Raw genomic sequence first — 25,033 nt, 5'->3', positions numbered from 1 at the left:
TGTCAGCTGAACAGCCGCACCCCTTCGACGAGACGAACGTCATGGGGATAGGGCGTGTGCGGCGCGCGGGGTTGCCCGTGTAGTTCGGTAGCCATCGAGGCGTGCGCCAACGCCAGGAGCAGCTCCATGAGCCGAACGTCTTCTGGCGGCAGTTCGTCGAGCGCGCGCCCCTCAAGATGGCGGATCGCATCGCGAGCGACTTCCAGCATCGCCGTGTAGAACGCGCTGATCTCCGCCATCGAGGCTGCTTCGCGCCGTTCCCGTCGAGCCTGGGTACCGGGCACCGCCCAGTAGTCGACGAAAGGTTCCAGAGCGGCAAAAGCTGGAAGCAGCTGGGCGGCCATCATGCGTTCTCCATTGCGGCTTGTTCCTTCATCGACAGCACCTGCATGACCCTCTCCAACTCAGCGGCGGGATCAAGCGGCGCCCGTGCCGAGCGCCATGCGACATGCTGGTCGGGGCGAACCAGCAACGCGCCGCCGCGTTCGAGGCCGCAGAGCGCATCCCAACGCCCGTCGACGCTGCGATACTCCCCGCGCTCGCCGACGCACACGCAATTGACGGGAATGCCGATCGCCTTGGCTGCACGCGATGGCGGCGTGCCATCCATCTGCAATTTCCGAGACGAATAAAGTGAAGTGCTTCAGCGTGACCAGGTAGAGTGTCGAACACGTCCGCCCTTCGCCCTCGAGCCAGGCATGGGCCAGCCGGCTGCCCGGGCGCATCGACGGCACATGAAGGTCGCCGAGCCGGCCGGCTTCCGGGCGGGTTCCATCTGGCAACCAGGGCACCATTCCCTCTCAATCAGGCGCGACTTTTTTGCCTGCACCTCTGCTTTTCCCATCTGAGCTTCATCGCCGGTCTGCGTGCTCCAGCGGCACTCAGGTGCCGATCACTCGAGACACGGAGCCGTAAGCCCTTGATCTTATCGGGCGTTGGCTGGGTCTCTTGGACCTTCGAGCAGTTCGCTCATTGGACGCACCGGACGCTCGCCGTTCCAATCCTTCGACGCTGCCTCGACCCCGTCGAACAGCGCGCGGATTTCGGCCGTGTCGTGGTGGAACTCGGTAAAGAAACCGACCGAGGACCGTGTATCCATGTAGGCGAACGGGGTGCTGCCGAACATGCCGATCATGCCGCGCTCGCATCCTGCATCCTCGTATGCGCTGACGGCGGCCTCGAAATCTTTGGCCAGCATGCCCACGTGGTGAAAGCCTCCGCCGCTGCCCTTAGGGTACATGTCATTGTAGACTGTGGGATTCTTGCTGTTGTCCTGGATCAGCTCGATATGGATCGGTCCAGCCTGGCCGAGAGCGAAATCGATGTCGATTCCCGACGGCTTGCCGCGGTACTCTATTTCCAGATTGTCCAGCTTCCTGTTCACGAAGAACGGCCCGGCACCGATGGTCTTGATCCAATGCTCGATCGCTTTGTCGAGATCGTCGACAACGTAGCAGTTCTGAAAAACGCGGCCTGCACCATCAAACATCATCATCCTCCTTTGAGCACTTATGTCGAAGCTTGTGTGATCGCGTCGCGGCTGGGTTCAGCCGAATGGGGCGACGCCGGAGATGAGCTCGACACGGAAAGGGTACTCCGTCTTGGGCGGCAGCGGCTGACCCTGGATTTCGATCGCAATCGATGCTTGTGCCAAGCCCAGCAGCAGCTTCATGAGGTTGGCCGCATCAGGCGCCAGACTGTGCAGTGGCATGTCCTCCAGATAGTCCAGCATGGCGGGCGCGCGTTCGATTGCCGCATCGTAGAAGGCGCGGGTCTCGACCATCTCACTGCTGCACCGGGCATCGATGCGGGCGTTGACCGTTTCGCGAGCCCAGAACGGAACGAAGGCTTCCAGGTCGGCAAAGGAGGGCGGTAGCAAGTTGCTCATGCCGACATGGCCTCCCGAACGGTGCCCGCCTGCGTCCAGCGGATCACGTTGTCCATCGACCGCCGGATTGCGATCTCGTTATCCTGCAACTGCATGGTGCTCTTCGCGCCCGACGCGATGCCTCGCTGAGTCCGCTCCATGTTGCTGAGATCTTCAGCGATGATCTCCATCACTCGGCCCACATAGAGCTCCTGCTGCAGGCGCTCGCGTGGCGTGGTCGGAGCGGCCATATAGAAGCGCACCTCATGCCGCGTGCGGTCGACCGCTAGTGGCCAGAACTGGTGGAGCCAAAATCCGCCTGGGCCCCAATTGATGTGGGTGTGCGGAAAGACGTGGATCGAGTCCATTGACCATCCGTTGGTCTTGGTCGGGTTAACTACTGGATGGCCCAGGAATGCTTCCATGTCGCTCAGCTTGCCGGCCGAGATCACGTTACCCGACCCATCTGCCTTCTGGGCGACACGGTCGATCTTGTGTTTCTCCTCCAGCTGAAAGCTGGGATTGCCGTACATCGAAACAAACGCATGCTGCCCCAGCAGCTTGGCATCGATCAGGCGGGCAAACGGGTTCGCACGCGAGGAGAATGTCGCCCCGATCGTTTCGGGGTGAATCGCCGGAATGTGGTAGGTCTCGAGAAAAGCATCTGAAACGACCTTCCAGTTTGCCCCCACCTCTGTCCTCACCACGAAGGCGTTGTCCGCAAAGGTATAGGGGACCCCTGCTAGGAAGTCGGCCAAAGGTCCGAGGAACTCTGCCAGCGTCACCTCGGGCTCGGGCTGCAGGTTGATGAAGACATAGCCCTCCCAAACGCCAACATGGATAGGCGTAAGGCCGCAGTTCTTCTTGTCGACACCGAAAAACGCCCGCTCGTCCGGCACGCCGATGAGTCGCCCATCATTGCCATAGGTCCAGTTGTGATAGGGGCACACGAACCGTGACGCGTTGCCCTGCGACTCCATCACCACCTCGGTACCGCGATGCGAGCAGGTGTTGTGAAAGGCGCGGACCTCCCCACCCTTCGAGCGCGTGACGAGCACTGAAGCCGCGCAGATCTCGACCGGCTTGAGGACGAAGTCGCCGGGCTTAGGCAATTCCTCTTCGCGTGCGATAACGAGCCAGGCCCGGCGGAAGATACGCTCCTTCTCGGCCTCGAAGAAAGCCTGGGAACGATACGGCTCGAGCGACACCGGACCATGCGAAAGGCCCGACTGCGTTGTGAATCGATGGTCGATCTCGAACGTGTCAGCTGAGACAGGAGAATTCATGGTAGCATCTCTCGGTGTAAGGATCAGTCGAAGAAAGAGCGTCCGCGTAGAACGGCACCGTCACCGTCGTGCCCCCGTCGGCGCGCAGGATCTGGCCGGTGAGGTAACGAGACCGGTCGCTCGCAAGGAACAAGACGATCTCGGCGACGTCCTCGGGGGTGCCGAGATCTGGCGTAAGGGCGGCGGAGCGGTGAAGTGCGACATATTCTTCCGGCATCGCCCGCTCCAGCAGCGGGGTCCGGATCACTGAGGGCGCACTGCATTGCAACGAATGCCATCGCGCCCGTACTTGGCGGCAACCCACTGAGTCAGCAGATCGATGCCCGCTTTCGCCGTGCTGTAGGCGGGAATGTTGTTGTCCACGGCCAGCGAGACCATCGAAGACGTGTTGATGATGGATCCACCACCGCGCTTCATCATCTGATCGACGGCGAAGCGGCACCCCAGCATGGTGCCCCGACGGGTCACCTGCATCACCCGGTCCCACATGTCGGTCGGGATCGTGCGCATATCCTTGTCAGCAGCCAGCGACTCGAAGTCGAGCAGCGCGGCGTTGTTGTGCATGATATCGTGCCGGCCGAACCATGCAATCACTTGCGCGATCAGAGACTCGACTTGCTCGGCATCGCTGATGTCGCAGCTGATCGCGCAGGCGGTGTCGCCAAGCTCTTCGGCGAATGCCGCCGCCTTCTCGGCGTCGATGTCGGCGATGCAGATGCGAGCGCCGGCCGCGGTTAGCTTCTCCGCCAAAGCGCGGCCGATCCCAGAGGCGCCGCCGGTCACGATCGCGACTTTCCCGGCCAGCTCGGCAGATACCTGACCTGAGCTCATAGACACCCCTCCTCAGCCGCAGCTTCCATTCAGTCGCCGGACTTCACATTGCCCTTATATCGATTCTAGAATGCGTTATTGTTTTGCCTTAACGAGCGGCAGCTAATCGGTCAAGACTTGGAAGGGCACCTTGTCGAAAGTGAAACTGACCCTCGCTCGGCTGGACGTAATCGGCAGGCGCGCTGGGTGCATCCAACCGGGCGAGACCCTGCTAAGATAGGACAAATGCTAGTGAATTCCGTAATAGGAGACGAGAAATGACGAGCGCGACTGCACTGGAGTTGGCACGAGAGCTGGAGGTGCGCCGATGTGGCCACATGACGCGCCACGAGCATGATGCGCTCGAGAGGCTGCTCGGAGAAACGCTCCTCTATGGGCACTCCAATGGGATGCTCGATACAAAGCAGAGCTTTCTAGGGCTCCTACGATCGGGCACACTGACGTACATCGATGTATCGCCGGAGGTCGACGGCGCGAGCTTCCTCGATGCGGCCACGATCGTCGCCAGCGGCATGCTGAAGACCAAGGCGCGCATCGGCGACGTGGAAAAGGATCTGGTCGGCCGCTATCTGTGCATCTGGAACAATGGCGCCGCAGGGTGGCAGCTGTGCGGCCTGCAGGGGTCGAGCCTGCCCTCCTGAGACGGTCAGGATCTGCGCCGGCCTTGCTAGGCTGGCACCCCGTTCAGCGCAGCGCTCCGCTTCGCTGAACGGCGGAGAGCATGAACGACAGGTCCGCTCGCTTTAGTCAATTCGGATGACGATCTTGCCCACGTGCTGGGCGGCCTCAAGCTTGCGGTAGGCATCGAGCGCGCTATCGAACCCGAATACTTCGTCGATCACCGGTTCGAGGCGATGGACCTCGAGCATGCGGTTCATCGCCTCAAAGTCGTCGCGCGAGCCGACCATGATCCCCCGCAGGGTCTTCCAGGACATGATGGTCAGCGGATCGATCTGCCCTGACGTCAGCACGCCGATCATGTGAACCTGTCCATTCACCGCCGCCGAAGCGGAATTGGACTGCGAACATCGAGACTCCGCCTGTCCCGAGCGTGAGTACGGTGTCCCCTGCCCTCACCGGCGTGGGTCCGTTCAGCGCCGCCCTTGCGGTGACGGCCGCGCAGGGCAAGCACGCCGCTTGCTCGAACGAGAGGTATTCGGGGGGCTTGACCGCTGCCGTCTCGTCACACACCACGTACTCGGCTAGCACGCCGTCGACAAAACCGCCCAGCGATGTCGGCAGATGCTCGGCCCGCGCCGGACCGGCGACCCAGTTGTTCGAGAAGGTCGGGCAGGCACGATCTCCAACGGCGAAGCGGGTGACGCTGTCGCCCAGCGCCACCACCTCGCCGGCGCATCCGACAGGGGGATCACCGGCATCGGCAACTCCACGCCGTAGTAGCCGTTGGCGACCAGCAGATCGCGGAAGTTAAGCGATGCCGCTCGCATCCTGATCAGGATCTGACCCCGAGCCGGCGTCGGAACCGGGCGCTCGATCCGTTTGAGGTTGTGGATGCCGTCCGCACCCACGAGTTGATAGGCAAACATGGTTCTTTTCTCCTGGCGGGGGACCGTCTGCCACGATCCGCAGCCGAGGGGATGCAATTTGCCAGTTGCGGGCTTTAATCAGTCTTGCCGATGATGGTCGTCTGATGATCCACCGCGTACCAGCGCGTGGCATCCATATCCAGGAAGCAATGCTCGTCGGGGATGACCTCGGCCTGAAAGAACGGCAGCGCTAGCAGCGCGTCGCGAGCTTCGAGGCTGGGGTACCAGACTTCCGAGAAGCCATCGTAATCTACGCCGGGCGGCACCGGCTGCGAAGGATCGGGCTCCAGGTGATGCTGGACGTAGCGCAGAAGATAGCGATCAATGTTCGGGATGCTGGCGATGAGCGGCCCATGGACGTCGCGCCAGTACGTGCTGAATTGCGCATGGGTGAGGCCGGGCTTGCGCTTGTAGTACCCGAGGTTGATGATCATCGCGTGCGTCCTCTTGGGTGCAGAGAGTTGATCCTTGCCCCTATTCGTTTCCAGACGGCGGAAGCGGCTGCCAGGCTGGGGTGGAAGCCTCCGGCCATACGCCGGAGGTGGTCGCAAGCCAGCGGGTCAGCGCCGCGTTTGTCCTGGTAGGCTCCTCTTGGGCGGTCCAGTGACCGGCCGGGATGGTTACTGCGGTAAGGTTGCGGCAGTAGCGCCGCATTTCCGCTCCGAACGCGACGTTACGCACCGTGTCGCACCAGTGGTCGTAGTCGGCCGACAGGAACAGCGCCGGCATGTCGAGATAACCATCGTCGGCCGACTGCGCGGTGAAACGGGCATTCGCCTCGCTGTTCACATAGTACGAGTCCGGGCCGAAGAAGCCAGTGCGCTGGAACGCAGCGATATACGCGGCCAGACTCGCCTCGTCCGCCACACCAGGATCGCGATCCATCGTTGGGGGTGGCGCGTCGCCTCCGAACCAACCTTCGCGCGCGCAGACCCCTGCGGTGATGGTCGGAACGTTCGCACCCGAAGCGTCGCCCCGTCGGAACATGAGCTTGAAGAAGTCTTCCGTGTTGCGCTCGAACACCGCACGGGCACGGTCGAAATGCTTATCATGGAACAGCATGTAGTCCCACTGCCCCGCCGGATGCTCCTCGGGATCGTAAATGTCGCGATTGACCGTCGAGATCAGGTGGTCGATCCCCAGCTCCACTGTGCGGTAGGGTACGCACAAGCTCGCCACGGCAGCGCAGCGTTCCGGGTAATGCGCCGCAAGGCTCCAAACCACGACACTGCCCCAGTCATGGCCGACCCATACGGAGCGATGGGCGCCAAGATAATCCTGAAACTCGACTAGATCGGCCGCCAGGTGCTCCAGCTCATAAGCCTCGTGCGTGTCATGAACCACCGACCGGCCATAGCCTGGCATGTCAACTGCAACGGCGCGGAAACCAAGCTGTCCGAACACCGGCAGCTGGTGTCGCCAGCTGATCGCCAGCTCAGGCCAGCCGTGGACGAATATCAGAAGGGGACCATCGGTAGGTCCTGCGGCAAGGTAGGCGAGTCCTCCGCGCGAGAGCGAAGCAAAGCCCTCAGTGATGATGCCGTCGCTGTTCAAGCTGCCGCTATCATGTATCAAAACACTCTCCCCGGGTTGCATTGCAGGTGCGCGGATTTAGTATCGTTCTGCCGCTCAATCGGCGATCGCTAGGGCAATCAGCCTGGAGTCCGCCAAAGCCGCAGTCCGGTGATAAAGCACCGCTTGGTAGTCGGGATCGTTGAAGACTGAGTTGATCGCGGCGAAATCCGGGTACTGGACCAACAGCGCCTCGTCCCACTGCTCCCCTTGCGGCGCGACCAAGGTGGCCAGAACCTGCCCTTGCCAGAACGCTTTACCGCCAAACTTCTCGACGACCTGCAGGGAGATCGCGGCATATCGGTTCATGTAGGCGTCGCGACCCGAACAGGGCTGATCGTTCTCATTCTCGGCATATTCGGTCCGGCCCCGAAAGCGCAGAAGGTTGATCATCATGATCGGCTGGTCACGCGGCAGTTCCTGCGCCGCATTGTCCATGTCATCCGCCGATATGTCGATTGCGGCCTGCATCGCGCTCTCCTTTACTTATTTTCGGTTCTTAGTGACGCAAGACCCCGCACCTGCGCCTCTCGCTTGTGGGCGCATCACTCTGTATCTGATGAAGGATGCGCCCAAAGAGCACGTCTAGTAGTTGAAGCCCAACGTAACGCCGTAGGTTGCCGGACGCCCCGCATAGCGAACGATGTTGTCGATCACGCCGACCACGTTGTTCCAGTAGTACTGGTTGAAGATGTTCTTGCCCCAAACCGAGGCGCTCCAACGTCCATCCGTGCTACGTACGCCCGCACGCAGATCGACCAGAACATAGTCGTCGATCCGGTAAAGCGCCTTACCCTGCGGCGTCGCCGTCGGTGGGTTGATTTCGCCACCGATGACTGCCGAAGTCGCCGATCGCAAGCTGACGCTCGCACCCGCGAAGCCGTCGATACCTTGGCTCAGAGGGAATTTGTAATCGAGATCGGTATTGACCTGGTACTTGGGCGTGAACGGGATCGCCTCACCGGCGAAGTCGGCCGATACGCCGGCCGCGTTGATCCCGGCGAATTCATCGATCTTTGCGTCCACGTAAGTGAATGCTGCGGTGGCGGTCAGTCGCCGGATCGGACGTGCCGTCATCTCGAGCTCGAAGCCCTTGATCGTGGACTTCGGCACGTTTTGAAGAATATCGATCACGCCGAAGTTCGGGTCGAGGAATTTCGAGCGCAGCTGCTTGTTGCGGTAGTCATAGTAGAAGCCCGCTGCGTTGAACTGCAACGCGCGATCGAGCAAGGTCGCTTTGATGCCGCCTTCGTACGACAGCACAGACTCCTGGGTGACTGGAAGATACTGCTGGAACACCGACGCGGACAGTACGGGGAAGCTGCCGGCCTTGTAGCCCTTCGCGACGTTGCCGTACACGAGAAGGTCGGGCGTGGGTTTCCAATCGACACCGACCTTCCAAGAGATGTTGTCTTGGTTCAGCTTTCCTGTGAACTCACCCGGGCGGCCAGGCGCCACACCGTTTACCGTGGTCGCCAAGTTGTTGACGGGGAAGCAAGAGCCGCTCGGATAGCGGCCGAGCGCACCACCGAGCACGACATCGTAGAAGAGCGATCCTGTATTCGTCGTCAGACCGCTCTCGTCCTTACTGCATGACGACCCGCTATCCTTTGTATTCGTGTAGCGAATTCCGCCCTTAACAGTGACGTTCGGCACGATATCGTACTCGACGTTTCCAAAGAAGGCATAGTTCTTCATAACTTGATCGGTGTTGTAGATCAAATTGATGATCGGATATCCGATCTGCCCATATGTGTTCGACGAGGAGGCATTCGGGAAGTTCACCTGCGCCGACTGGTCGACCTTGTTGTGTTCGTAATTGGCGCCAAGCACGAAGCGGAACGCGCTGGACGAAGCATTGGCGACGCGAAGTTCCTGGAAGAACGTCTTGATGGTGCCGTTATTGTCGGTCAAGTCGAGAGTGACGATCGGAAGACCATCGCCTTCGTCTCCCTGCCGCTGGCGGAAGTTGACGTAGGAGGTCAGCGAGGTGAGTTCGATATTGTCAGTCAAGCTGATGTCGCTGCGCAGCGAAGCCTGGAACAGGCGATTGTTCTTTCTCGGCAAGCCCGACGTCCAGTCAGCGGCACGCGGCTTGTCGGGCGAGAACTGTGAGGCGAGCAGGAGCGGGTCGACGACCGGCAGCTGCGGGAAGAGGCCGATATACTGCGGCGCCTGCGTCTGGCTGCGATCAAGCCACCCGTTGACGTTCAGCAGGAAGCGGGCCGACGAGGACGGCGTATAGGCAAGCTGCAGGCGACCCATGTAGTTGCGCGTCTTGCCATTGCGGTCGTCGGGCCGGGAGTTGCTGACCTGCCAGCCATCGCCATGCTCCACACGACCCGCCACGCGCGCCTTCAGCGTGTCGGTCAAGGGGCCACTGATGAAAGCCTCCCCGTTCACCTCGTTGAAGCGACCGTATGATACCGATCCGCCAGCATGAAGCTCGTCTGTCGGTTTTGCGGCGATGTAGTTCAGCGCACCACCCGTAGCATTCTCCCCGAAGAGTGTGCCCTGCGGTCCCTTCAGCACTTCCAGGCGCTCCAGATCGAACGCGGAGTGCGTAGTCAAGGCCGAGAACTGCAGTGGGATTTCGTCTACGTAGGTGCTGACGGTCGGGTAGGCGCCGAGGGAGACTTCGGTAAAGCCGACGCCGCGTAAGGTATAGATCGGGGTGCCGTTGGCGCTGTTGGAATAGCTGAGGCTCGGCACCGTATTCGCGAGTTCCGCAACCGTGGAGATCTGACGCTCCTGCAGCGAAGCAGCCGAGAGCACCGAAACGGTCAAGCCTACATCGTTCAGCCGCTGCTCGCGCTTGTTCGCGGTCACCACGATGTCGCCGGTGTCGCTTGCGGATGCACTAGCCACCTGCGCTTCTGCCGCATCGCTTGCCGGGGCGGGCGTGTCTTGGGCATGCGCCACGCCTGACAGCCCCACGATAGAGGCGCTTGCGAACAGGAACGCGGACTGGAAGCGACTTCCGGTTCTCTTGCCCGCGCCAGCAGCCCTCAACGGGCTGAACGCGTGATGCTGCGGTGCCGAACGATAGGCCATAGGTACCTCTCCCTGAATCGATTATGCGTCGTTTTTATATAACGCGTTCTAACAGCGCAACCCTCAAGTTTGACCGTTTGGAAAGGATGGCTCGGCGCCGCAATTTCGCGCCAACGCGCACACCATCGGACCAATCGTCGGCGCGAGGCTCACCATCGGCGCCATCCCCGGTGCTATTCTGCCGGACGTACGGGCTCTTCGACGTCCAATGATAGATGTAGCGGCCTGCTTTTTGCGCCAGCGGACTCAGGTGCATGCTTTCCGCTGAACGCGGAAAAGCTCTACAGCTCAGCTAGACGCAACGCTACATTCGGTCAGCGTAATAGCGAAAGGGCCTTGCGGCACGCCGATAACCTTATAACATGTACCATACATGCAAGAGCAGTTATGCACGGAGAGGTTATGGTTGGCATTTTGCAGGATCGCACGGCGCTGGTGACCGGCGCGGCGAGCGGTATCGGTTTGGGGATCGCACAAGCTTTCGTTCGCGAGGGCGCACGCGTCATTGCCGTCGACATCTCGGGTTCCACGCTGAGTGCAGCCTTCGACGGGGTGGACGCAGTGACTCAGGTCGAGCTCGACGTCTCTCTGCCCGATGCCCCCTCGCAGTTGGTCGAGACAGCACGCGCCACATTTGGCGGGCTCGACATCTTGATGAACAATGCCGGCATCACCGGCGCACTCGCCCCAATCCACGAGACCGACGACGCCAACTGGTACAAGGTCATGTCTGTCAACATGGACCCAGTCTTCCGCATTACCCGTGACTTCGTGCCGCTCCTCAAGGAGAGCAAGTTTGCGCGCGTCATCAACACCGCCTCGGTTTGCAGCAAGTATGCAATTCCCCTCGTCGGCGTCTATACGGCCTCGAAACACGCGGTGCTGGGGCTGACGAAAGCCTTCGCGCTCGATCTCGGACAATACGGCATTACCGTGAATTGCATCATGCCGGCCAATGTGGTGACCGGCATCACCAAGGACTTCTACCCCGACCCCGAAAGTGAATACGGCAAGGAGTTCCTTTCCGGTGTCAGCCTCATGGGTCGCTACGGACGGCCCGAAGACATGGCGGGCGCGGTACTCTATCTCGCATCGGATGCTGCGACTTACGTGACCGGCACTGCGCTGGCAGTGGACGCAGGCATGATGGCCCGCATGCCCAGCCTGCCCGACGTTGCCGGACAGGCGAGATGACCAGCGCGAATCCGGTGCAAGCGGGCAGCGAGATCGGTGCCGATGCCTTTTCGCCTTCTCCCATGAGTGATACCGATAGCCAACTGCGCTTCATGCAGCTGGCTATCAACACGAACGATCTGCCCGGCACACTGAGGCTCTACCATGAGGCCTTCGGGTTCGCGAACGCCGGTGCACAGACAGCCTGGGGTGACTTGATCCGGATCCAGGACCTGCCGCCCTCAGCACGGACGCTGGTCTGGTTCATGGTGGGCCGGCAAGATTTCGTGCAGTTCGAGATCTTTCACCACACCGTGCCGGCGCAACGTCTACTGCCCGCTGACTGGCGGCCATGCGACCTTGGCTGGGTGCGCTTCGGCGTGTCCGTTCCCGATCTCGACCGCACGATCGCGGCACTGGCGCGTTGGGACGTCGAAATCTTGTCCGGGCCGATCGATCTCGGCCGTGGCCGTCGCCTGTGCTTTCGCGACCCCTTCGTCGGCGTTATGGTTGAGGTTATGGAGGAGTCCGCTACCCTCCCCGGCGGCGTTCGCCACCGTCGCTTCGATCTAGAACCGGCGATCATCTACGTCACCAGCTCTGTGCCGGATATCAGGGCAGCACGCCACTTCTGGGAAACGCAGGTCGGTCTGCCGATACTCCCGCTTGCGACGCTGCATGCCCCCGAGGATGAAGCGCTCTGGGGCCTTGAGGGCGCCGAGATGGAGGGCTTCGTGGCGGTTGCGGGCGACGTCCTACTCGAGATCGTCGAGTATCGGACGCCAAGCGGGCGCGCGAAGCCCACCGACTATCGGCTTTCCGACCAGGGCATCGTCAATATCGCCGTGACTACGCAGGACACCAGTGTGGTCCAGGCCGTGATCGACCGCCTAGACGCGGAGGGAAGAGGTCCGCCGCGTATCACCTCCGGTCCTGGCATCCTCGGCACCTACGTTCTGGATCAGGGCCGGGAACTCGAATTGCTGGCTCTGCCCAAAGCCTATGAAACTGCACTGGGGCTGGTGCCCGGGCCCGATTTTCTCGGAGCCCCATCAAATCCGCAGAACGCCATGATGCTGACGGAGCGCTAATGGGGATCACAGTTCGCCCCGCGTGAGGCACAAGGAAGGGGGAGCGCAGGACATGCGCTCCCCCTTTCTCGCATTTGCCGTCAGTCGAACAAGGGGCGCGCCTGCGCGTACATCGGCACAGTGATCGTCGTTCCGCCATCCGCGCGCAGAACCTGACCGGTCAGATAGCGAGAAGCGTCGCTGGCGAGGAAGTAGACGATATCGGCGATATCGTCGGGCGTCCCGAGCCCGGGCGTAAGTGTGCAATCTTCGTGCATCTTCACAAGCTCGATCGGCATCGCGCGCTCCAGCAAGGGCGTGCGGATGATTGAGGGTGCCACCGCATTGCAGCGGATGCCCTCTCGTCCGTACTTTGCCGCGACCCACTGCGTGAGCATGTTGATCCCGGCTTTGGCGACCGAATAGGCCGGCAGGCTGTTGTCGACCGCCACGCCGAGCATGGACGACGTATTCACGATCGCGCCGCCGTCGTTCCTGCGCATCGCATTCACCGCATAGCGGCAACCCAGCATCGTGCCCCGCAGCGTCACCGACATGACCGAGTCCCAGATCTCCGTTGGAATCGTGCAAATGTCCTTGTCGTGCTCGAGAGTGTCGGCGGAAAGCAGCGCGGCGTTGTTGTGCATGGCGTCGAGCCTTCCATCGGCGGACATGACGGTCTCAACCGCACTGCGGACATCATCCTCGACGCCGATGTCGCAGCGCAACGCCTTGGCTGCTCCGCCGGAAGAGACGATCTCGGCCGCCAGCGCCTGGGCGCGGTCCACGTCCACGTCGCTGATCCACACTTTGGCTTCGGCATTCGCAAACCGGCGTGCTGTAGCGGCCCCGATACCGGAAGCACCTCCGGTCAGCAGAACGGTTTTCCCTCTAAAGCTATCCATCAAGATACGCATCCATTGTCTACAAGCTCGGGCCACCCGAGCCAAAATTTACGAAGATTTAGGGCAAGGCGGTGCGCGCACCCTCGCAGATGCTTGCCACTCGACATGCTCGCTTGCGAAACGCCTGAGTGGGCGCTTCAGAGATCGAACATGTTCTAATATTTTGGCGGCCTGGTTGCAAGTCAATCGCGATTGCGCTTTAGCGGCAAACGACGGATCGGCGGCGGACAGCGAGGCTAAATGCTGAGGGAGCAGAAAAAGCAAGGGCGACGAGTAGCAATCCTGCACGCGGCTGAAGTGCTCATTCGTGAAACAGGTTCTACGGAATTTTCAATGCGGGATTTAGCCGCCCGTGCCGGGTTCAGCACCGCGACGACTTACAACTTGATCGGCTCGAAATCGACCGTCCTCTACGCGCTTCTGAACCAGTCCCTCGATCGCGTCGGCGCTGCGAGATCCAACTTGCCGATCGGCCCGGACCCTATCGAACACGTCTTCCAAGCGGCGGACGCGGCCGTGAACTACTACACGGCCGATGCCAATTTTTACCGGCCCCTCCAGCGTTTCCTGCTAAGCATGTCTGATCCGATACAGCGCCCTCGGTACATGCAGCGCGCCTTTGTCTATTGGTATGATGCCCTGGCAGGCTTCGAGAATACTGCGACTTTGAAAGGCAAGCTGGTGCGCGAGGATCTCGCGAACCAATTGATGCTATCCTACGCCGGCGTCATCACCCTGTGGGTACACGATGAGTTGGACAGCCAACAATTCCGCGACCAGATCCGCACTAATGTCGCGTTCACACTCCTCGCACTTAGCGAGCCAAAGCACCGTGAGCGGCTCCTCGACCTGATTGGGGATGCAAGAACCACCGCCCCCATCCTTATCCAAGGCGGCGACCTCGACGATTTCACGGTGACTGAGTAGGTACTTGCGTCAGCGCGGCCAGCACGTGTCGATCTTGGCTGCTAACACGTGGTTATGACAGTGGAACCGCAATCCGAAGCATCGTCCGTTGAAGGGAAGGAAGCGCCTGAGTTCTGGAAGTAGTTGCGCCCACTGCAAGTGCCATGCGGCCAGGATCGACCGACCTGCTCGCTCCGCCCCTACGCATTGCGATCCACCGTGTTGGTGCTGGCATCCGTCCCAAAGTTCGCGTCGCTGCATCGAGCACGTGGAGCACCGCTTGTACGCGCTTGGTGCTCGCCGCATCGCGAGACGAGAAGCCATGACTTCGTCGCACGGGGGCGCACCGCGCATCCGGGCTGCCGTATGGGTCAATGCCGGTGCGATCGTGTCATGTGGCCAACTTAGAGCTGAGGACAAGAGCGGGGGCCGGAGGTGGCCGGCATCCGCGTCTCGCTTTCCTCGTCGAAGGTGGAGGTGACGCTTGTCGGGCGCATGTCGGCCACAAACGCGTCGGACAAGATCAGGCGCCTGGACCTGCATAGAAGTTCCGAACCCTCAACGGCCTCTTGACCTCTCCCGTCTCCGTCAAATCGTTTACCTGAATGCGAATGAGACCAAGTGCTCTGCAATCGCCGAGGGAGCAGCGCGGGCGAACGCTGGCTCATGTAAAACCAAGTTGATCCACAGCTTGTGACTGTGCGGCAAGTACCGGCGCAGCGCCTCGGATGAGCGGGGTCATTAGCCACTTAGAAGCCAGCCGATCACTATGTCCTTCCCCTCGGATCCGCCTGGCGCCCCCCTGAGCAGCTCGACCAAGCACCATCTACTCAGGTACACGCAGACCTGTCGGCAGTGAGGACGCGACTCTCGACCGCGCCTACCTTTACCAGTTGCGTGCATGCAGCCAGCGCCATTCCGCAATGGCACCTCGTAACTGCCGTTTTCAGCCTTAAACTAGGTCGTCACTTCGGCTTATCATCACCCCGCCTGCAGCTCGCGGACCAGTTGCTCGGCCATCTTCTTGGCGTCGCCGAACAGCATCTGGGTATTCTCGTTGAAGTAAATCGGGTTGTCGATGCCGGCGAAACCCGCCGCCATGCCGCGCTTCAATACGAACACCGTGCGCGCCCGGTCTGCCTCGATGATTGGCATGCCCGCGATCGCGCTAGCCGGATCGTCGCGAGCCGCCGGGTTCACCGTGTCATTGGCGCCCACCACCAGCGCGATGTCGGTCTGCGGCATGTCGGGGTTGATGTCCTCGAGCTCGACCAGCTTGTCGTAGGGCACGTCGGCTTCGGCGAGCAGCACGTTCATGTGCCCCGGCATGCGCCCTGCGACGGGATGGATCGCGAATTTGACGTCAACGCCGGCTTCTTCCAGGTGCTTGTAGAGCTCCGCGACCCGATGCTGTGCCTGCGCCACGGCCATGCCGTAGCCAGGGATGATTACCACCGAGCCGGCCATGTCGAGCATGGGCGCCGCCTCTTCCGCACTCATTGAGCGGACAGGGCGGTCGTCCTCGCCCTTCGCCGCGCTGCCAGCTACCATTTGGCCAAAGCCACCGAACAGCACGTTCGAGAACGAGCGGTTCATCGCCTTGCACATGATAACTGCGAGGATGAAGCCTGAGGTACCATCGAGCGCACCCACGACAATCAGCAGCTTGTTATTGAGCGCAAAGCCCATGGCACTCGCAGCCAAGCCGGCGTAGGAGTTGAGCAAGGCGATGACGGTCGGCATGTCGGCGCCGCCGATCGGGATCACCAGCAGCACGCCAAACAGCAGCGCAAGCCCTACAAAGACGGGGAACAGAGTGCTGGATGGCGGCGTGAAGATCAGCACGCCGGCGCAAGCGATCGCCGCGGCGAACACGAGCGCGTTCACCACACGCTGACCCGCGAACATGATCGGCCGTGTGTTCATGATCTCCTGCAACTTGGCGAAGGCGACCACGCTGGCGCTGCAGGTGAGGAAGCCCAGCAGCATCTCAAACATCAGCGCCCATAACACGAAGCTGCCCGCTGGTTGGGCCTGCGCCAGCTTGTAGTACTCGGCCGCGCCGATCAGCCCGACCGCCAGCGCGCCGAACGCGTGGCTAATGGCGGTGCGCTGGGGGATTGCCGTCATCGGCATCAGGTACGCCATCGGCACACCGACTGCCGACCCCAGCAGCACGGCGATGAGGATCAGTCGGTAGTCGACGATCTCATGATGCAGGAGGGTGCCGGCAACGGCGAGAACCATGCCGACCTCGCCTGCCCAGACGCCGCGGCGGGCAGTAGCGGGGCTGCTCATCCATAGCAGAGCGAGGATGAAAAGGCAGGCGGCGATCAGGTAGGCCGCCTGCACGAAGGTGGTGACATCGCCCTGCATCTCAGTTCTTCTTCTTCGTCTTGAACATTTTGAGCATGCGGTCGGTGATCAGGAAACCTGAAACCGCGTTCACGGTGGCTGCAGTCACGGCAATGAAGCCGAGCACTTTGGCGAGCGGCGTCGCACCGTCCTCTGCCGCGACCATGATCGCGCCGACGACCACGACCGCGGCGATCGCGTTGGTGAGGCTCATCAGCGGCGAGTGGAGCAGCGGCGAGACCCGCTTGATCAGCTGGAAGCCGAGGAACGCGGCCAGCATGAAAACGAACAGCAAGTCCGTCGTAGAAGATGCAGTGTGCATGCCTGGTGGTCCTTACTCGGCCGCGACCGGCTGCGGCAGCAGCCTTGCGTTGACGATCCGGCCGTCCTTGGTGAGGCGGACGGCGTCACCGACCTCTGCGTCGAGGACCGGCCTGCCGGCTTCCTTGTCCCAGAAGGCGAAAAGGAAGTTGTAGAGGTTGCGCGCGTAGAGTGCCGAGGCATCGGCGGCAACGCGGCTGGGTACGTTGGTGTAGCCGACGATCGTGACGCCGTGGCGCACCACCAGTTCGCCGGCGACCACGCCTTCGACATTGCCACCTTGCTCGACGGCGAGGTCAACGATCACGCTGCCTGCCCGCATGGTGGCGATCTGTGCGTCACTGAGCAGGCGTGGTGCCGGCTTGCCCGGGATGAGAGCGGTCGTGATAACGATATCCTGCTTGGCAAGATGCGCTGAAACCAGCGCCGCCTGCGCGGCCTGGTACTCGGGCGACATCTCGGTGGCATAGCCGCCGCTTCCTTCGCCTTCGATGCCACGCACGCCCTCAACAAAGATCGGCTTTGCGCCGAGTGATTGGATCTGCTCGCGGGTGGCGGAGCGCACGTCGGTCGCGGAGACTTGCGCGCCTAGACGGCGCGCGGTGGCGATCGCCTGCAGCCCAGCGACACCCACGCCCATGACGAACACCTTGGCCGCGCTCACCGTCCCCGCGGCAGTCATCATCATCGGAAAGGCGCGACCGTAGACCACAGCCGCCTCTATCACCGCCTTGTAGCCGACGAGGTTGGATTGGCTGGACAACACGTCCATCGACTGCGCGCGGGTGATACGCGGCATGAATTCCATCGCCAACGCCTCGAATCCGGAGGCGGCGTAAGCCTCGATCTTGGCCCCGTGCGCAAAGGGGTTGAGCGCGCCGACCACCCAGGCACCTGGCGTGGCACCGGCAAGACTGGCGGCTTCTGGCCCTTGCACCGCCAGCACGATGTTGGCTTCGGCAAGCGTGGCCGCGCGGTTCGCCACAGTCGCGCCTGCGGCGCGGTAGTCTTCATCGGTAATGTGGGAAGACGCGCCGGCGCCGACTTCAACTGCGATGTCGGCACCAAGCGCGATGAACTTCTTCACCGTCTCGGGCGTCGCGGCCACGCGCTTCTCTCCATCCGCGTGCTCGCGGACAACGGCGATCTTCATCGTATAACTTCCCCCACGGAGCCCATACGGCACGACAGAAGCGATTTACTTCCAACGTTGAGACAACGACCCGGTCGGCAGCCCATAAGACATACCGCTTTAGATGGCGACACCGCCGCCATCACATCCAGGATATCGTTGAAGGCAGCAGCTCGCTTGCCCGAACGAGCTGGCGAACTGCTGCTCGACGAAACCCAACCAACCCGGCGAGAAATGCTGGCAGCTGAGCAGCCCTCCCCCGGGGCAAGCCTGGAGAGGACCTCCGCTCAGCCCATGTTGACCCAAACGGCCTTGGTGTTGAGATATTCCTCGAGGTGCTCGCGGCCGGACTCGCGGCCGTAGCCGCTCATCTTATAGCCGCCGAACGGGACGTTGGGCTCCATGACCTGGTAGCAGTTCACCCACACCGAGCCGGCCCGAACTGCTCGCGCCAACCGGTGAGCCTTGCTGACGTCGCGTGTCCAGACACCCGAACCAAGCCCGAACGGCGTATCATTGGCACGACGCACCACTTCATCCAGATCGTCGAAAGGGATCGCCGAGACGACCGGGCCGAAGATCTCCTCGCGCGCGATAGTCATGGTATCCGACACGTCCTTGAACACGGTCGGGGAGACGAAGTAGCCCTTCCCGAGATCGCCCTCGGTCAGCTGCGCACCGCCAGTCACCAGGCCTGCGCCTTCGTCCTTCCCCTTCGCCATGTACCCGGTGACCCGCTCCAGCTGCTTGCTCGAAACGAGAGGGCCGATCTGGACGCTGGGATCGAGACTGTTGCCGACCTTCAATGTCTCGGCGAAAGCCGCGACCCGCGAGACAAACTCGTCGTAGATCTTGCGCTCGACGAAGAGCCGGCTTCCCGCGCTGCAGATTTGGCCGGTGTTGGAGAACACTGCCATCGCCGCCCCGGGCACGGCCGCGTCGAGATCGGCGTCGGCCAACACAATGTCGGGAGACTTGCCGCCGAGTTCGAGCGAGAGGCGCTTGATGTTGCCGGCGGACGCCCGGATGATCCGCTGACCGGTCTCGGTCGAACCGGTGAATGCGATCTTATCGATGCCGGGATGCTCCGACATCGCCGCGCCGACATCGCCCTTGCCCGTGACCATGTTCAGGACGCCAGGCGGCAAGCCCGCCTCCGTCGCCAGTTCGGCAATGCGCAGCGAGGTGAGCGACGCTTCCTCGGCCGGCTTGAACACCACCGTGCATCCGGTCGCGATGGCAGGAGCAATCTTCCACACCGTCGAGGTGAGCGGGCTGTTCCACGGGATGATGGCGCCGACCACGCCGACCGGTTCGCGCAGCGTGTAGGCGAAGATGTCGCCGGGCGCCGAGTTTTCGATGGTCTCGCCGCCAAGCTGCGTCGCCATGCCGGCGTAGTAGTGCAGCAGCGACAAGGCGCGGCGCTTGATCCACGCCGCGCGTGCCACCGGCGCGCCCATTTCGAGCGTGTCGAGCATGACGAGTTCGTCGAAGTTACGGTCGATCAGATCTGCCAGCCGCAGCAGGATCAACTGTCGATCGTATGGCTTGACCCGACTCCACTCGCCTTCAAAGGCCCGGCGTGCAGCGGCGACGGCAGCGTCGACGTCCGCAGCCGAGCACTTCGCGACGCGACCGATTACCTCGCCGGTGGACGGATTGAACGTCTCAAAGGTTTGACCATCGATTGCGTCGACCCACTTGCCATCGATCAGGACCTGCTTGTCGCCGCGACTGATGAAGCTTGCGGCGGGATGTTGCATGTTCACGTCGTCACTCCTCGCCGACGGTGGCGCCGGCGATTGCGCCGGCAGGATGTTGATGATCAGCGTCGAGGACGATCACCATGCGACCGATCACACGGCCGTCACGCAGCTCGTCCAAAGCCTCGTTTACGTCGTCCAGGTTCCGCGGAGTGACGGGGATGGCCGGCATCAAACCCTGTTTGGCAAGTGAGACGACCTCTCTCAGCTCTGCAAGGCCGCCAACATAGCTGCCCTGCAGCGTCGCCGACTTGGCCGGCATCAACGGCAAGGGCAGCTTCAACTCGCCGCCGAACAGGCCGACCTGGACGAGCTTGCCGCCTTTCGAGAGCGCATCGAACGCGAACTCGGCCGTGGGAGACGCATTCACCGTATCGATGATGGAGAACACGCGCCCGTCACAGGCTGCAGCGATCTTGGCGACGGTCGATGCACTGTCCCCATCGGCCAGCACCACGCTTGCGGCCCCTTGTGCCACGGCGGCGTCCAGCTTGCTCTGGCCAGTATCGACGGCGCAGATTCGTTCATGCCCGAGTGCTCGCAGCAGCGAGATTGCGTTTAAACCCAGGCCACCTGCACCGATCACGACGATCGTCTCCGCGTGGTCAAGCGGCATGAGCTTGCGGATTGCGCTGAAGACCGTCACGCCCGAGCAGGCATACGTCGCGGCGACGGCAGGATCCAAGCCCTCGATGTCGAGCAGGTACTTGGGATCGCTGACCAGGACATGCGTGCCGTAACCACCATCGGTCACGAGGCCCATCGGACGAGTGGAAAGGCACAGGTTCTGCTCATCGGCCCGGCAGCGCGAGCACTCGCCGCAACCGACCCAGGGGAACACGAGCTTCAGATCGCCCGCAACCAAGCCTTGGCCGTCGGCTTCGGGTCCCCAGGAGACCACCTTGCCAACGACTTCATGCCCGGGAATAAGCGGGAGCGTCAGCCCTCTCTTGCCAAGTTCCAGATCGCCTCGGCTACCAAGGTCGTAGTGGCCCTCGATTACGTGCAGGTCGGAGTGGCAGATCCCGCTGTGCGTGACGGCGACGAGCACCTCGCGGCCGACTGGTACCGGAGTTGGGCGCGACACCTTCTCCAATGGACGGCCGTGTTGAATGATTGCGTACGCTTCCAAAGCGCCCTCTCCTTGCTTTTGCCGTGGCGTTGGCCTCGCCATAGGCTTATATAGTCCGAACTTAATAGGCGGGTCTAGCAGATTTCTTCAGACAAGAAGCTGCCCGGGCTGAGCAACAGTGCTGAGAAACGAGGGAGAGTGGAAATGCCAAGTCAGGAATCTGAAGCCCTGTCAGACCTCTATCGCGACTGGTCACGACGGATGGCGGCGAACCCCGCGATGGCAATCGACGAGTTTCGTGACCTCTTCGAAGAGTGGGCAGGGGTGACAGGGACACCTGAAAAAATCACGTTCACGGAAGCGATGGTGGGAGACATCCCCGTCACTTGGGCCCGGCCGGACGATACCTCCGAACGCCTCCTCGTGTGCCTGCACGGCGGTGGGTACGTGACGGGTTCACGTGCGTCGCACGGTAAATTGTTCGGACATATAGCGCTTGCGACCGCGGCGTCGGCGTTGATCGTCGAGTATCGCCGTGCACCCGAGAGCCCCTATCCTGCAGCTCTCGAAGATGCGCTCGCGTGTTATCGGCACGCACTCGCATCCGGAGTGGCTCCCGAGCGCATCGCGTTCGTAGGCGATTCAGCGGGAGGCGGCCTTTGCATCAGTGCGGCACTGGCCTTGCGACGCGATGGCCTACCCCGCCCGGGCGCAATCTTTCTCATGTCACCTTGGCTGGATCTCTCTGCCAGTGGCGAAAGCTATGATAGCAATGCCGAGCATGATCTGATCGTCAGTCGACCGGTGATCCAGGGCCTCGTTCCCGCATTGCTCGGCGAGCATGGCGACATTAACGACCCGATCGCCAACCCGATCCTTGCCGATCCGAACGGGCTCCCGCCATTACTCATCCAAGTCGGGGGACATGAATCGTTCGTCGACGACAGCCGCGCTTTTGCAGCCAAGGCACAGCAGGCCGGTGTGACAGTTGAGCTGGAGATCGTGCCAGAAATGCAGCACGTGTTCCACTTTCTCGCGGGAGCAGCTCCAGAAGCTGATGCGGCGATCCAACGCGCCGGCGCCTGGCTGAAGGCTCAGCTCGGCGAGCATTGAAAGTATGGGAAAAGGTACGGGAGCGAAGCGGCTAAGCAACTTCGCTCCCGTATGTAGGCAGGTGGGGTGGATTGAGAATTCAGTTTATCGCGTCGCCGCTATCTTCGAGCAGGTAGATCCGGATTGACGAGCGGTCGAACACCCGCTCCTCGTCAGCGCCCAGCACCGCGGCGACTTCCGGCTGCGATAGATGCGCCATGGCCTCTTGGAAGTCGGCCTCGCTGTCGAACCACATCTCGGTGATGACGTCGAGATCCTGGTGGTCGTCGCCGCCTGAGTAAGTAGCGTTGCCATAAGCGGTGGCAAAGTGCCGCGTGTATCGCCGTAACTTCGGCATCAGGCTCGCCGCGAGCGGAGCGTGCTTCGTCTCGTAATGCTCGCGAAATTCCGCGACAGTGAGCGCAGGGTTCTTGCGGATCAGAACTGCGGTCTTGAACATCACGCAACGCCTCCGGGCGACATCCAAAAGGACCCACTCAGGGCCGAGCGTCACCGCAACCCCGTGCGGCGCCGCTCGGCCTCTTGTGATCAGTACCTTGCCGAGAGCGTCACGCCGTAGGTCCGCGGCATACCCGCGTATCGGACCGTGGTGTCGGTGATGCGCGTCGCGTTGGTGAAGTAGTAACTGTTGGTCAGGTTGTTGGCGTAGACTGACAGGCGGTACTTCTTGTCTTCTGTCTCCAGCCCCGCCCGAAGCCCGAGCAGCGCGTAGCTTGGAATGGTCAGACCCTGTAGGCTGTTGAGCTCCGGATAGGGGTAGCTCGTCTGTGGGCCAAGCGCACCGATGGTGTCGCTCTGGTACGTAAGGCTTCCACCCAGGAAGGCGCCCAACTGCTCGGACAATGCCCAATTATACTGGCCATCGATCACGATCTGGTACTTCGGCGTGTACGGGAAGGCCGATCCGCCAAAGTCGCGCGTCGTGCCGTAAGAATCGATGTTCACGAAGGAACCGCGGACCTTGCTGTCGATATACGTGGCACCGATGCTGACGTTAAAGCCAGGCGTCGGACGCAGATCAAGCTGGATCTCGGCACCCTTGATCTCCGACTTGGGCACGTTGAACAGGCGCTCCAACGGTCCGAAAATGTCCGGGTTGGAGATTGAGCGGCCCTTCAGCTGCTTGTCGCGATAGTCATAGTAGAAGACTGCGCCATTGAGCTGGGCAGTGCGGTCGAGCACGCTGAGCTTGAACCCGGCTTCATAGGCCGTCACCGACTCTTGCGTCACCGGATCGAACTGAGCATTGTCGCTCGCCGCGAGCAGCGGGAAACTGCCCGACTTGTAGCCACGGCTCACGCTCAGGTAGAGCAGCACATCACGACTGGGCTTATAGTCGACGCCGGCGCGCCAGGAAACGTTGTGCTCCTTGAGCGTTGCCGTTCGCAGTCCCGGCGAAAGCGTAGGAATGTCGATCGAGACGCAGCTGCCTGGAGCAATCGTGATTGGTGCCAATCCAGCGGGAACCCGGATCGAATTCAGGACGGTTTGATAGCCCAGGGCGAGGGTGCCGCCGCCGTCGTCCTGAGTACAGCCCTGGAACTTGGTCTTCGCCTCGGTGTAGCGGACGCCACCGTGCAGGATGAAGTTGCCCAGCGTGTAGTCAACGTTGCCGAAGACGGCCTTGTTAGTGAAGTCCTGCTTATCGCGATCGGTGAAGCCGAAAAACGGTGGGAAGCCGGTCACGCCGAGTGCGGCGAACGTGTCGGTGAACTGGTAAGCTGACGTCGCGTCGGCGAACGAGTTATCGTCACGCTGCCGGGTACGTTCCTTGCTGTAGTTCCCACCAACGATGAAGTTGAAGTTCGGCCCGATCCTTCCACCAACGCGCAGCTCTTGGGAGAACGAGTTGATGCGGCCGGTGGTGTGATAGAAGTAGTCGTTCAGTGCGACGCCGTCGGGATCGATCCGCTGATTATGCTTGTACTTCGAGTATGCCGAGATCGATGTCAGCGAGATGTCAGGGGTGAATTCCCAATCTCCACGGAACGATGCCTGCCAGAATGAGTGATCGCGCCGGGGCTTCGGGTTGGGAGTCCAATCTGCCTGACGTGCGTTGTCGAGGGCACGTGGCGCGGCGTTAAGCGCACCGGCCCGTGCAGGATTGGCGAGCGGCGTAAGCGCGATGTACTGCGCCACGCTTTCGTCGCTCTTGTCGATGTAGCCGTTGACGTTCAGCTCGAACTTCAGGGTCGAAGTAGGCTTGAAGTCTACGATCACGCGTCCGGTCGAAAAGCGCTTGTCACCGATCTCGTCGTCCGGACGTGTCAAGCTGCGCTGCCAAGCGCCGCCCTGCTCGGTCCGACCAGCCACACGAACGCCCAAGGTGTCAGACAGCGGCGCCGAGATGAAGGCTTCGCCGGTGAACTTGCCGAAACGCTCGTAGCCGACAGTTGCGCCAGCCTCCAGCGTGTCGGTAGGCTTCGCGGCTATGTAGTTGATCGCGCCACCGGTCGAGTTCTGTCCGAACAAGGTTCCCTGAGGCCCCTTGAGCACTTCGACGCGCTCGAGATCGAGCGTCGCGCCGCGGGTGATGATTGAGAACGGCAGCGGAACTTCGTCGACGTACACGCTGACGCTGGGCTTAGCCGCAATGCTCGTGTCGTAGAACCCAACGCCGCGAAGGGTATAGACCGGTGTCGCGAAGGCGCTCTCGGTATAGGTAAAGCCGGGGACCAGCTTGGCGAGATCGGCAACGTCGGTGATGTTGCGCGCCTTAAGCTGTTCACCGCTCGCAACGCTGACCGACAGCGGGACGTCATTGAGCGACTGTGCGCGCTTGTTGGCCGTGACGATGATGTCGCCGGGAGCACTTGCCTGGCTGCTGGGAACAGCCGGCGCAGGTGTCTCGACCGCAGACGGCGCGGCCGGCGAGGTCCCTGCCGCCTGATCCTGAGCCTTTGCCGAAACCGCCGTCGTCAACGCGATCAGCGAACAACCGTATAGCGCATAACGCCCCATCATACGTCCTCTCCTCTGGGTCCGATCCATATGGTTCGAACTTATTTATAAGTTCGTCTTTTATGCCTGGAGCTCGGCCTGTCAAGCACGACTGCAGCAAAGACG

24 protein-coding genes and 1 pseudogene are annotated in these 25,033 nt (G+C 61.7%); 5 read left to right on the top strand and 20 right to left on the bottom strand.

All coding sequences use genetic code 11. The annotated features are described in order from the left end of the window. Window positions 1-2: 2 nt before the first annotated feature. From GV044_RS14750 to GV044_RS14720, 6 genes and pseudogenes are all read right to left on the bottom strand, one after another. Complete coding sequence (locus GV044_RS14750; protein ID WP_159872202.1) at window positions 3-344, bottom strand: hypothetical protein; 342 nt, start codon at window positions 342-344, stop codon at window positions 3-5. Continuing rightward, entirely contained in the window at window positions 344-610 is a 267-nt protein-coding gene (locus GV044_RS14745; protein ID WP_159872200.1) for a hypothetical protein, read from the bottom strand. Before GV044_RS14745 ends, GV044_RS14750 begins: the two co-directional genes overlap by 1 nt. 315 nt (window positions 611-925) lie before the next feature. Further along, a complete protein-coding gene (locus GV044_RS14740; RefSeq protein WP_159872198.1) occupies window positions 926-1,489 on the bottom strand; it encodes a VOC family protein in 564 nt (187 codons plus the stop codon). 57 nt (window positions 1,490-1,546) lie between these two features. After that, window positions 1,547-1,888 carry a hypothetical protein gene (locus GV044_RS14735; RefSeq protein ID WP_159872196.1) on the bottom strand — a complete coding sequence of 114 codons (342 nt, stop codon included), beginning with the start codon at window positions 1,886-1,888 and terminating at the stop codon, window positions 1,547-1,549. After that, a complete protein-coding gene (locus GV044_RS14730) occupies window positions 1,885-3,075 on the bottom strand; it encodes an aromatic ring-hydroxylating dioxygenase subunit alpha (protein WP_236555009.1) in 1,191 nt (396 codons plus the stop codon). Before GV044_RS14730 ends, GV044_RS14735 begins: the two co-directional genes overlap by 4 nt. Before the next feature lie 55 nt (window positions 3,076-3,130). Beyond that, a pseudogene (locus GV044_RS14720) lies at window positions 3,131-3,984 on the bottom strand (SDR family NAD(P)-dependent oxidoreductase). Window positions 3,985-4,241: 257 nt separating this feature from the next. Between GV044_RS14720 and GV044_RS14715 the strand changes: the two are divergent. Then, window positions 4,242-4,625 carry a nuclear transport factor 2 family protein gene (locus GV044_RS14715; RefSeq protein WP_371741630.1) on the top strand — a complete coding sequence of 128 codons (384 nt, stop codon included), beginning with the start codon at window positions 4,242-4,244 and terminating at the stop codon, window positions 4,623-4,625. Between the two features lie 102 nt (window positions 4,626-4,727). Here GV044_RS14715 and GV044_RS21880 read toward each other — a convergent pair whose 3' ends face one another. The 6 genes from GV044_RS21880 to GV044_RS14690 all read right to left on the bottom strand — a co-directional run bounded on the left by GV044_RS21880 (window position 4,728) and on the right by GV044_RS14690 (window position 10,157). Continuing rightward, a complete protein-coding gene (locus GV044_RS21880; protein WP_201299117.1) occupies window positions 4,728-4,964 on the bottom strand; it encodes a zinc-binding dehydrogenase in 237 nt (78 codons plus the stop codon). After that, complete coding sequence (locus GV044_RS22795; RefSeq protein WP_371741629.1) at window positions 4,867-5,325, bottom strand: hypothetical protein; 459 nt, start codon at window positions 5,323-5,325, stop codon at window positions 4,867-4,869. The genes GV044_RS21880 and GV044_RS22795 overlap by 98 nt, the downstream gene beginning before the upstream one ends. A 280-nt stretch (window positions 5,326-5,605) precedes the next feature. Continuing rightward, window positions 5,606-5,965, bottom strand: coding sequence for an EthD domain-containing protein (locus tag GV044_RS14705; RefSeq protein WP_159872186.1), 360 nt, complete (start codon window positions 5,963-5,965; stop codon window positions 5,606-5,608). 40 nt (window positions 5,966-6,005) lie between these two features. Next, window positions 6,006-7,085: an alpha/beta fold hydrolase gene (locus GV044_RS14700; RefSeq protein ID WP_159872184.1), complete on the bottom strand. Its 1,080-nt coding sequence runs from the start codon at window positions 7,083-7,085 to the stop codon at window positions 6,006-6,008. Window positions 7,086-7,160: 75 nt separating this feature from the next. Beyond that, the gene (locus tag GV044_RS14695; RefSeq protein WP_159872182.1) at window positions 7,161-7,574 is read right to left on the bottom strand and encodes a DUF1330 domain-containing protein; all 414 of its coding nucleotides are present in this window, start codon (window positions 7,572-7,574) and stop codon (window positions 7,161-7,163) included. Window positions 7,575-7,688: 114 nt separating this feature from the next. Then, the gene (locus GV044_RS14690; RefSeq protein ID WP_159872180.1) at window positions 7,689-10,157 is read right to left on the bottom strand and encodes a TonB-dependent receptor; all 2,469 of its coding nucleotides are present in this window, start codon (window positions 10,155-10,157) and stop codon (window positions 7,689-7,691) included. A gap of 402 nt (window positions 10,158-10,559) precedes the next feature. Between GV044_RS14690 and GV044_RS14685 the strand changes: the two genes are divergently transcribed. After that, window positions 10,560-11,351 (top strand): SDR family NAD(P)-dependent oxidoreductase, encoded by a 792-nt coding sequence (locus GV044_RS14685; RefSeq protein ID WP_159872178.1) that lies wholly within the window; start codon window positions 10,560-10,562, stop codon window positions 11,349-11,351. Then, complete coding sequence (locus tag GV044_RS14680) at window positions 11,348-12,421, top strand: VOC family protein (RefSeq protein WP_159872176.1); 1,074 nt, start codon at window positions 11,348-11,350, stop codon at window positions 12,419-12,421. The genes GV044_RS14685 and GV044_RS14680 overlap by 4 nt, the downstream gene beginning before the upstream one ends. Window positions 12,422-12,501: 80 nt before the next feature. Here the strand turns inward: GV044_RS14680 and GV044_RS14675 are convergent, their stop codons facing one another. Then, on the bottom strand, window positions 12,502-13,341 hold the full coding sequence (locus GV044_RS14675) for an SDR family NAD(P)-dependent oxidoreductase (RefSeq protein ID WP_236555014.1): 840 nt from the start codon (window positions 13,339-13,341) through the stop codon (window positions 12,502-12,504). Window positions 13,342-13,545: 204 nt separating this feature from the next. On the opposite strand from GV044_RS14675, the gene GV044_RS14670 reads away from it, so the two are divergent. Further along, window positions 13,546-14,232, top strand: a complete 687-nt coding sequence (locus tag GV044_RS14670) for a TetR/AcrR family transcriptional regulator (protein ID WP_159872172.1) — start codon at window positions 13,546-13,548, stop codon at window positions 14,230-14,232. A 960-nt stretch (window positions 14,233-15,192) separates the two neighbouring features. Here the strand turns inward: GV044_RS14670 and GV044_RS14665 are convergent. From GV044_RS14665 to GV044_RS14645, 5 genes are all read right to left on the bottom strand, one after another. Then, complete coding sequence (locus tag GV044_RS14665; protein WP_159872170.1) at window positions 15,193-16,587, bottom strand: NAD(P)(+) transhydrogenase (Re/Si-specific) subunit beta; 1,395 nt, start codon at window positions 16,585-16,587, stop codon at window positions 15,193-15,195. Between the two features lies 1 nt (window position 16,588). Beyond that, the gene (locus GV044_RS14660) at window positions 16,589-16,888 is read right to left on the bottom strand and encodes an NAD(P) transhydrogenase subunit alpha (RefSeq protein WP_159872168.1); all 300 of its coding nucleotides are present in this window, start codon (window positions 16,886-16,888) and stop codon (window positions 16,589-16,591) included. 12 nt (window positions 16,889-16,900) lie between these two features. Next, window positions 16,901-18,040 (bottom strand): NAD(P) transhydrogenase subunit alpha, encoded by a 1,140-nt coding sequence (locus GV044_RS14655; protein WP_159872166.1) that lies wholly within the window; start codon window positions 18,038-18,040, stop codon window positions 16,901-16,903. Window positions 18,041-18,306: 266 nt separating this feature from the next. After that, window positions 18,307-19,782 (bottom strand): aldehyde dehydrogenase, encoded by a 1,476-nt coding sequence (locus GV044_RS14650; RefSeq protein WP_159872451.1) that lies wholly within the window; start codon window positions 19,780-19,782, stop codon window positions 18,307-18,309. Between the two features lie 10 nt (window positions 19,783-19,792). After that, complete coding sequence (locus GV044_RS14645) at window positions 19,793-20,914, bottom strand: alcohol dehydrogenase (RefSeq protein ID WP_201299115.1); 1,122 nt, start codon at window positions 20,912-20,914, stop codon at window positions 19,793-19,795. 144 nt (window positions 20,915-21,058) lie between these two features. Here GV044_RS14645 and GV044_RS14640 point away from each other — a divergent pair, with 144 nt between their 5' ends. After that, window positions 21,059-21,967, top strand: coding sequence for an alpha/beta hydrolase (locus GV044_RS14640; RefSeq protein ID WP_159872162.1), 909 nt, complete (start codon window positions 21,059-21,061; stop codon window positions 21,965-21,967). Between the two features lie 79 nt (window positions 21,968-22,046). Here the strand turns inward: GV044_RS14640 and GV044_RS14635 are convergent, their stop codons facing one another. After that, window positions 22,047-22,406, bottom strand: coding sequence for an EthD domain-containing protein (locus tag GV044_RS14635; protein ID WP_159872160.1), 360 nt, complete (start codon window positions 22,404-22,406; stop codon window positions 22,047-22,049). 89 nt (window positions 22,407-22,495) lie between these two features. Continuing rightward, entirely contained in the window at window positions 22,496-24,931 is a 2,436-nt protein-coding gene (locus tag GV044_RS14630) for a TonB-dependent receptor (protein WP_236555008.1), read from the bottom strand. Window positions 24,932-25,033 lie beyond the last annotated feature (102 nt).

It is taken from the genome of Novosphingobium sp. 9U, from assembly GCF_902506425.1.
GTDB lineage: Bacteria > Pseudomonadota > Alphaproteobacteria > Sphingomonadales > Sphingomonadaceae > Novosphingobium.
This window is presented reverse-complemented; position numbering and strand designations above follow the sequence as displayed.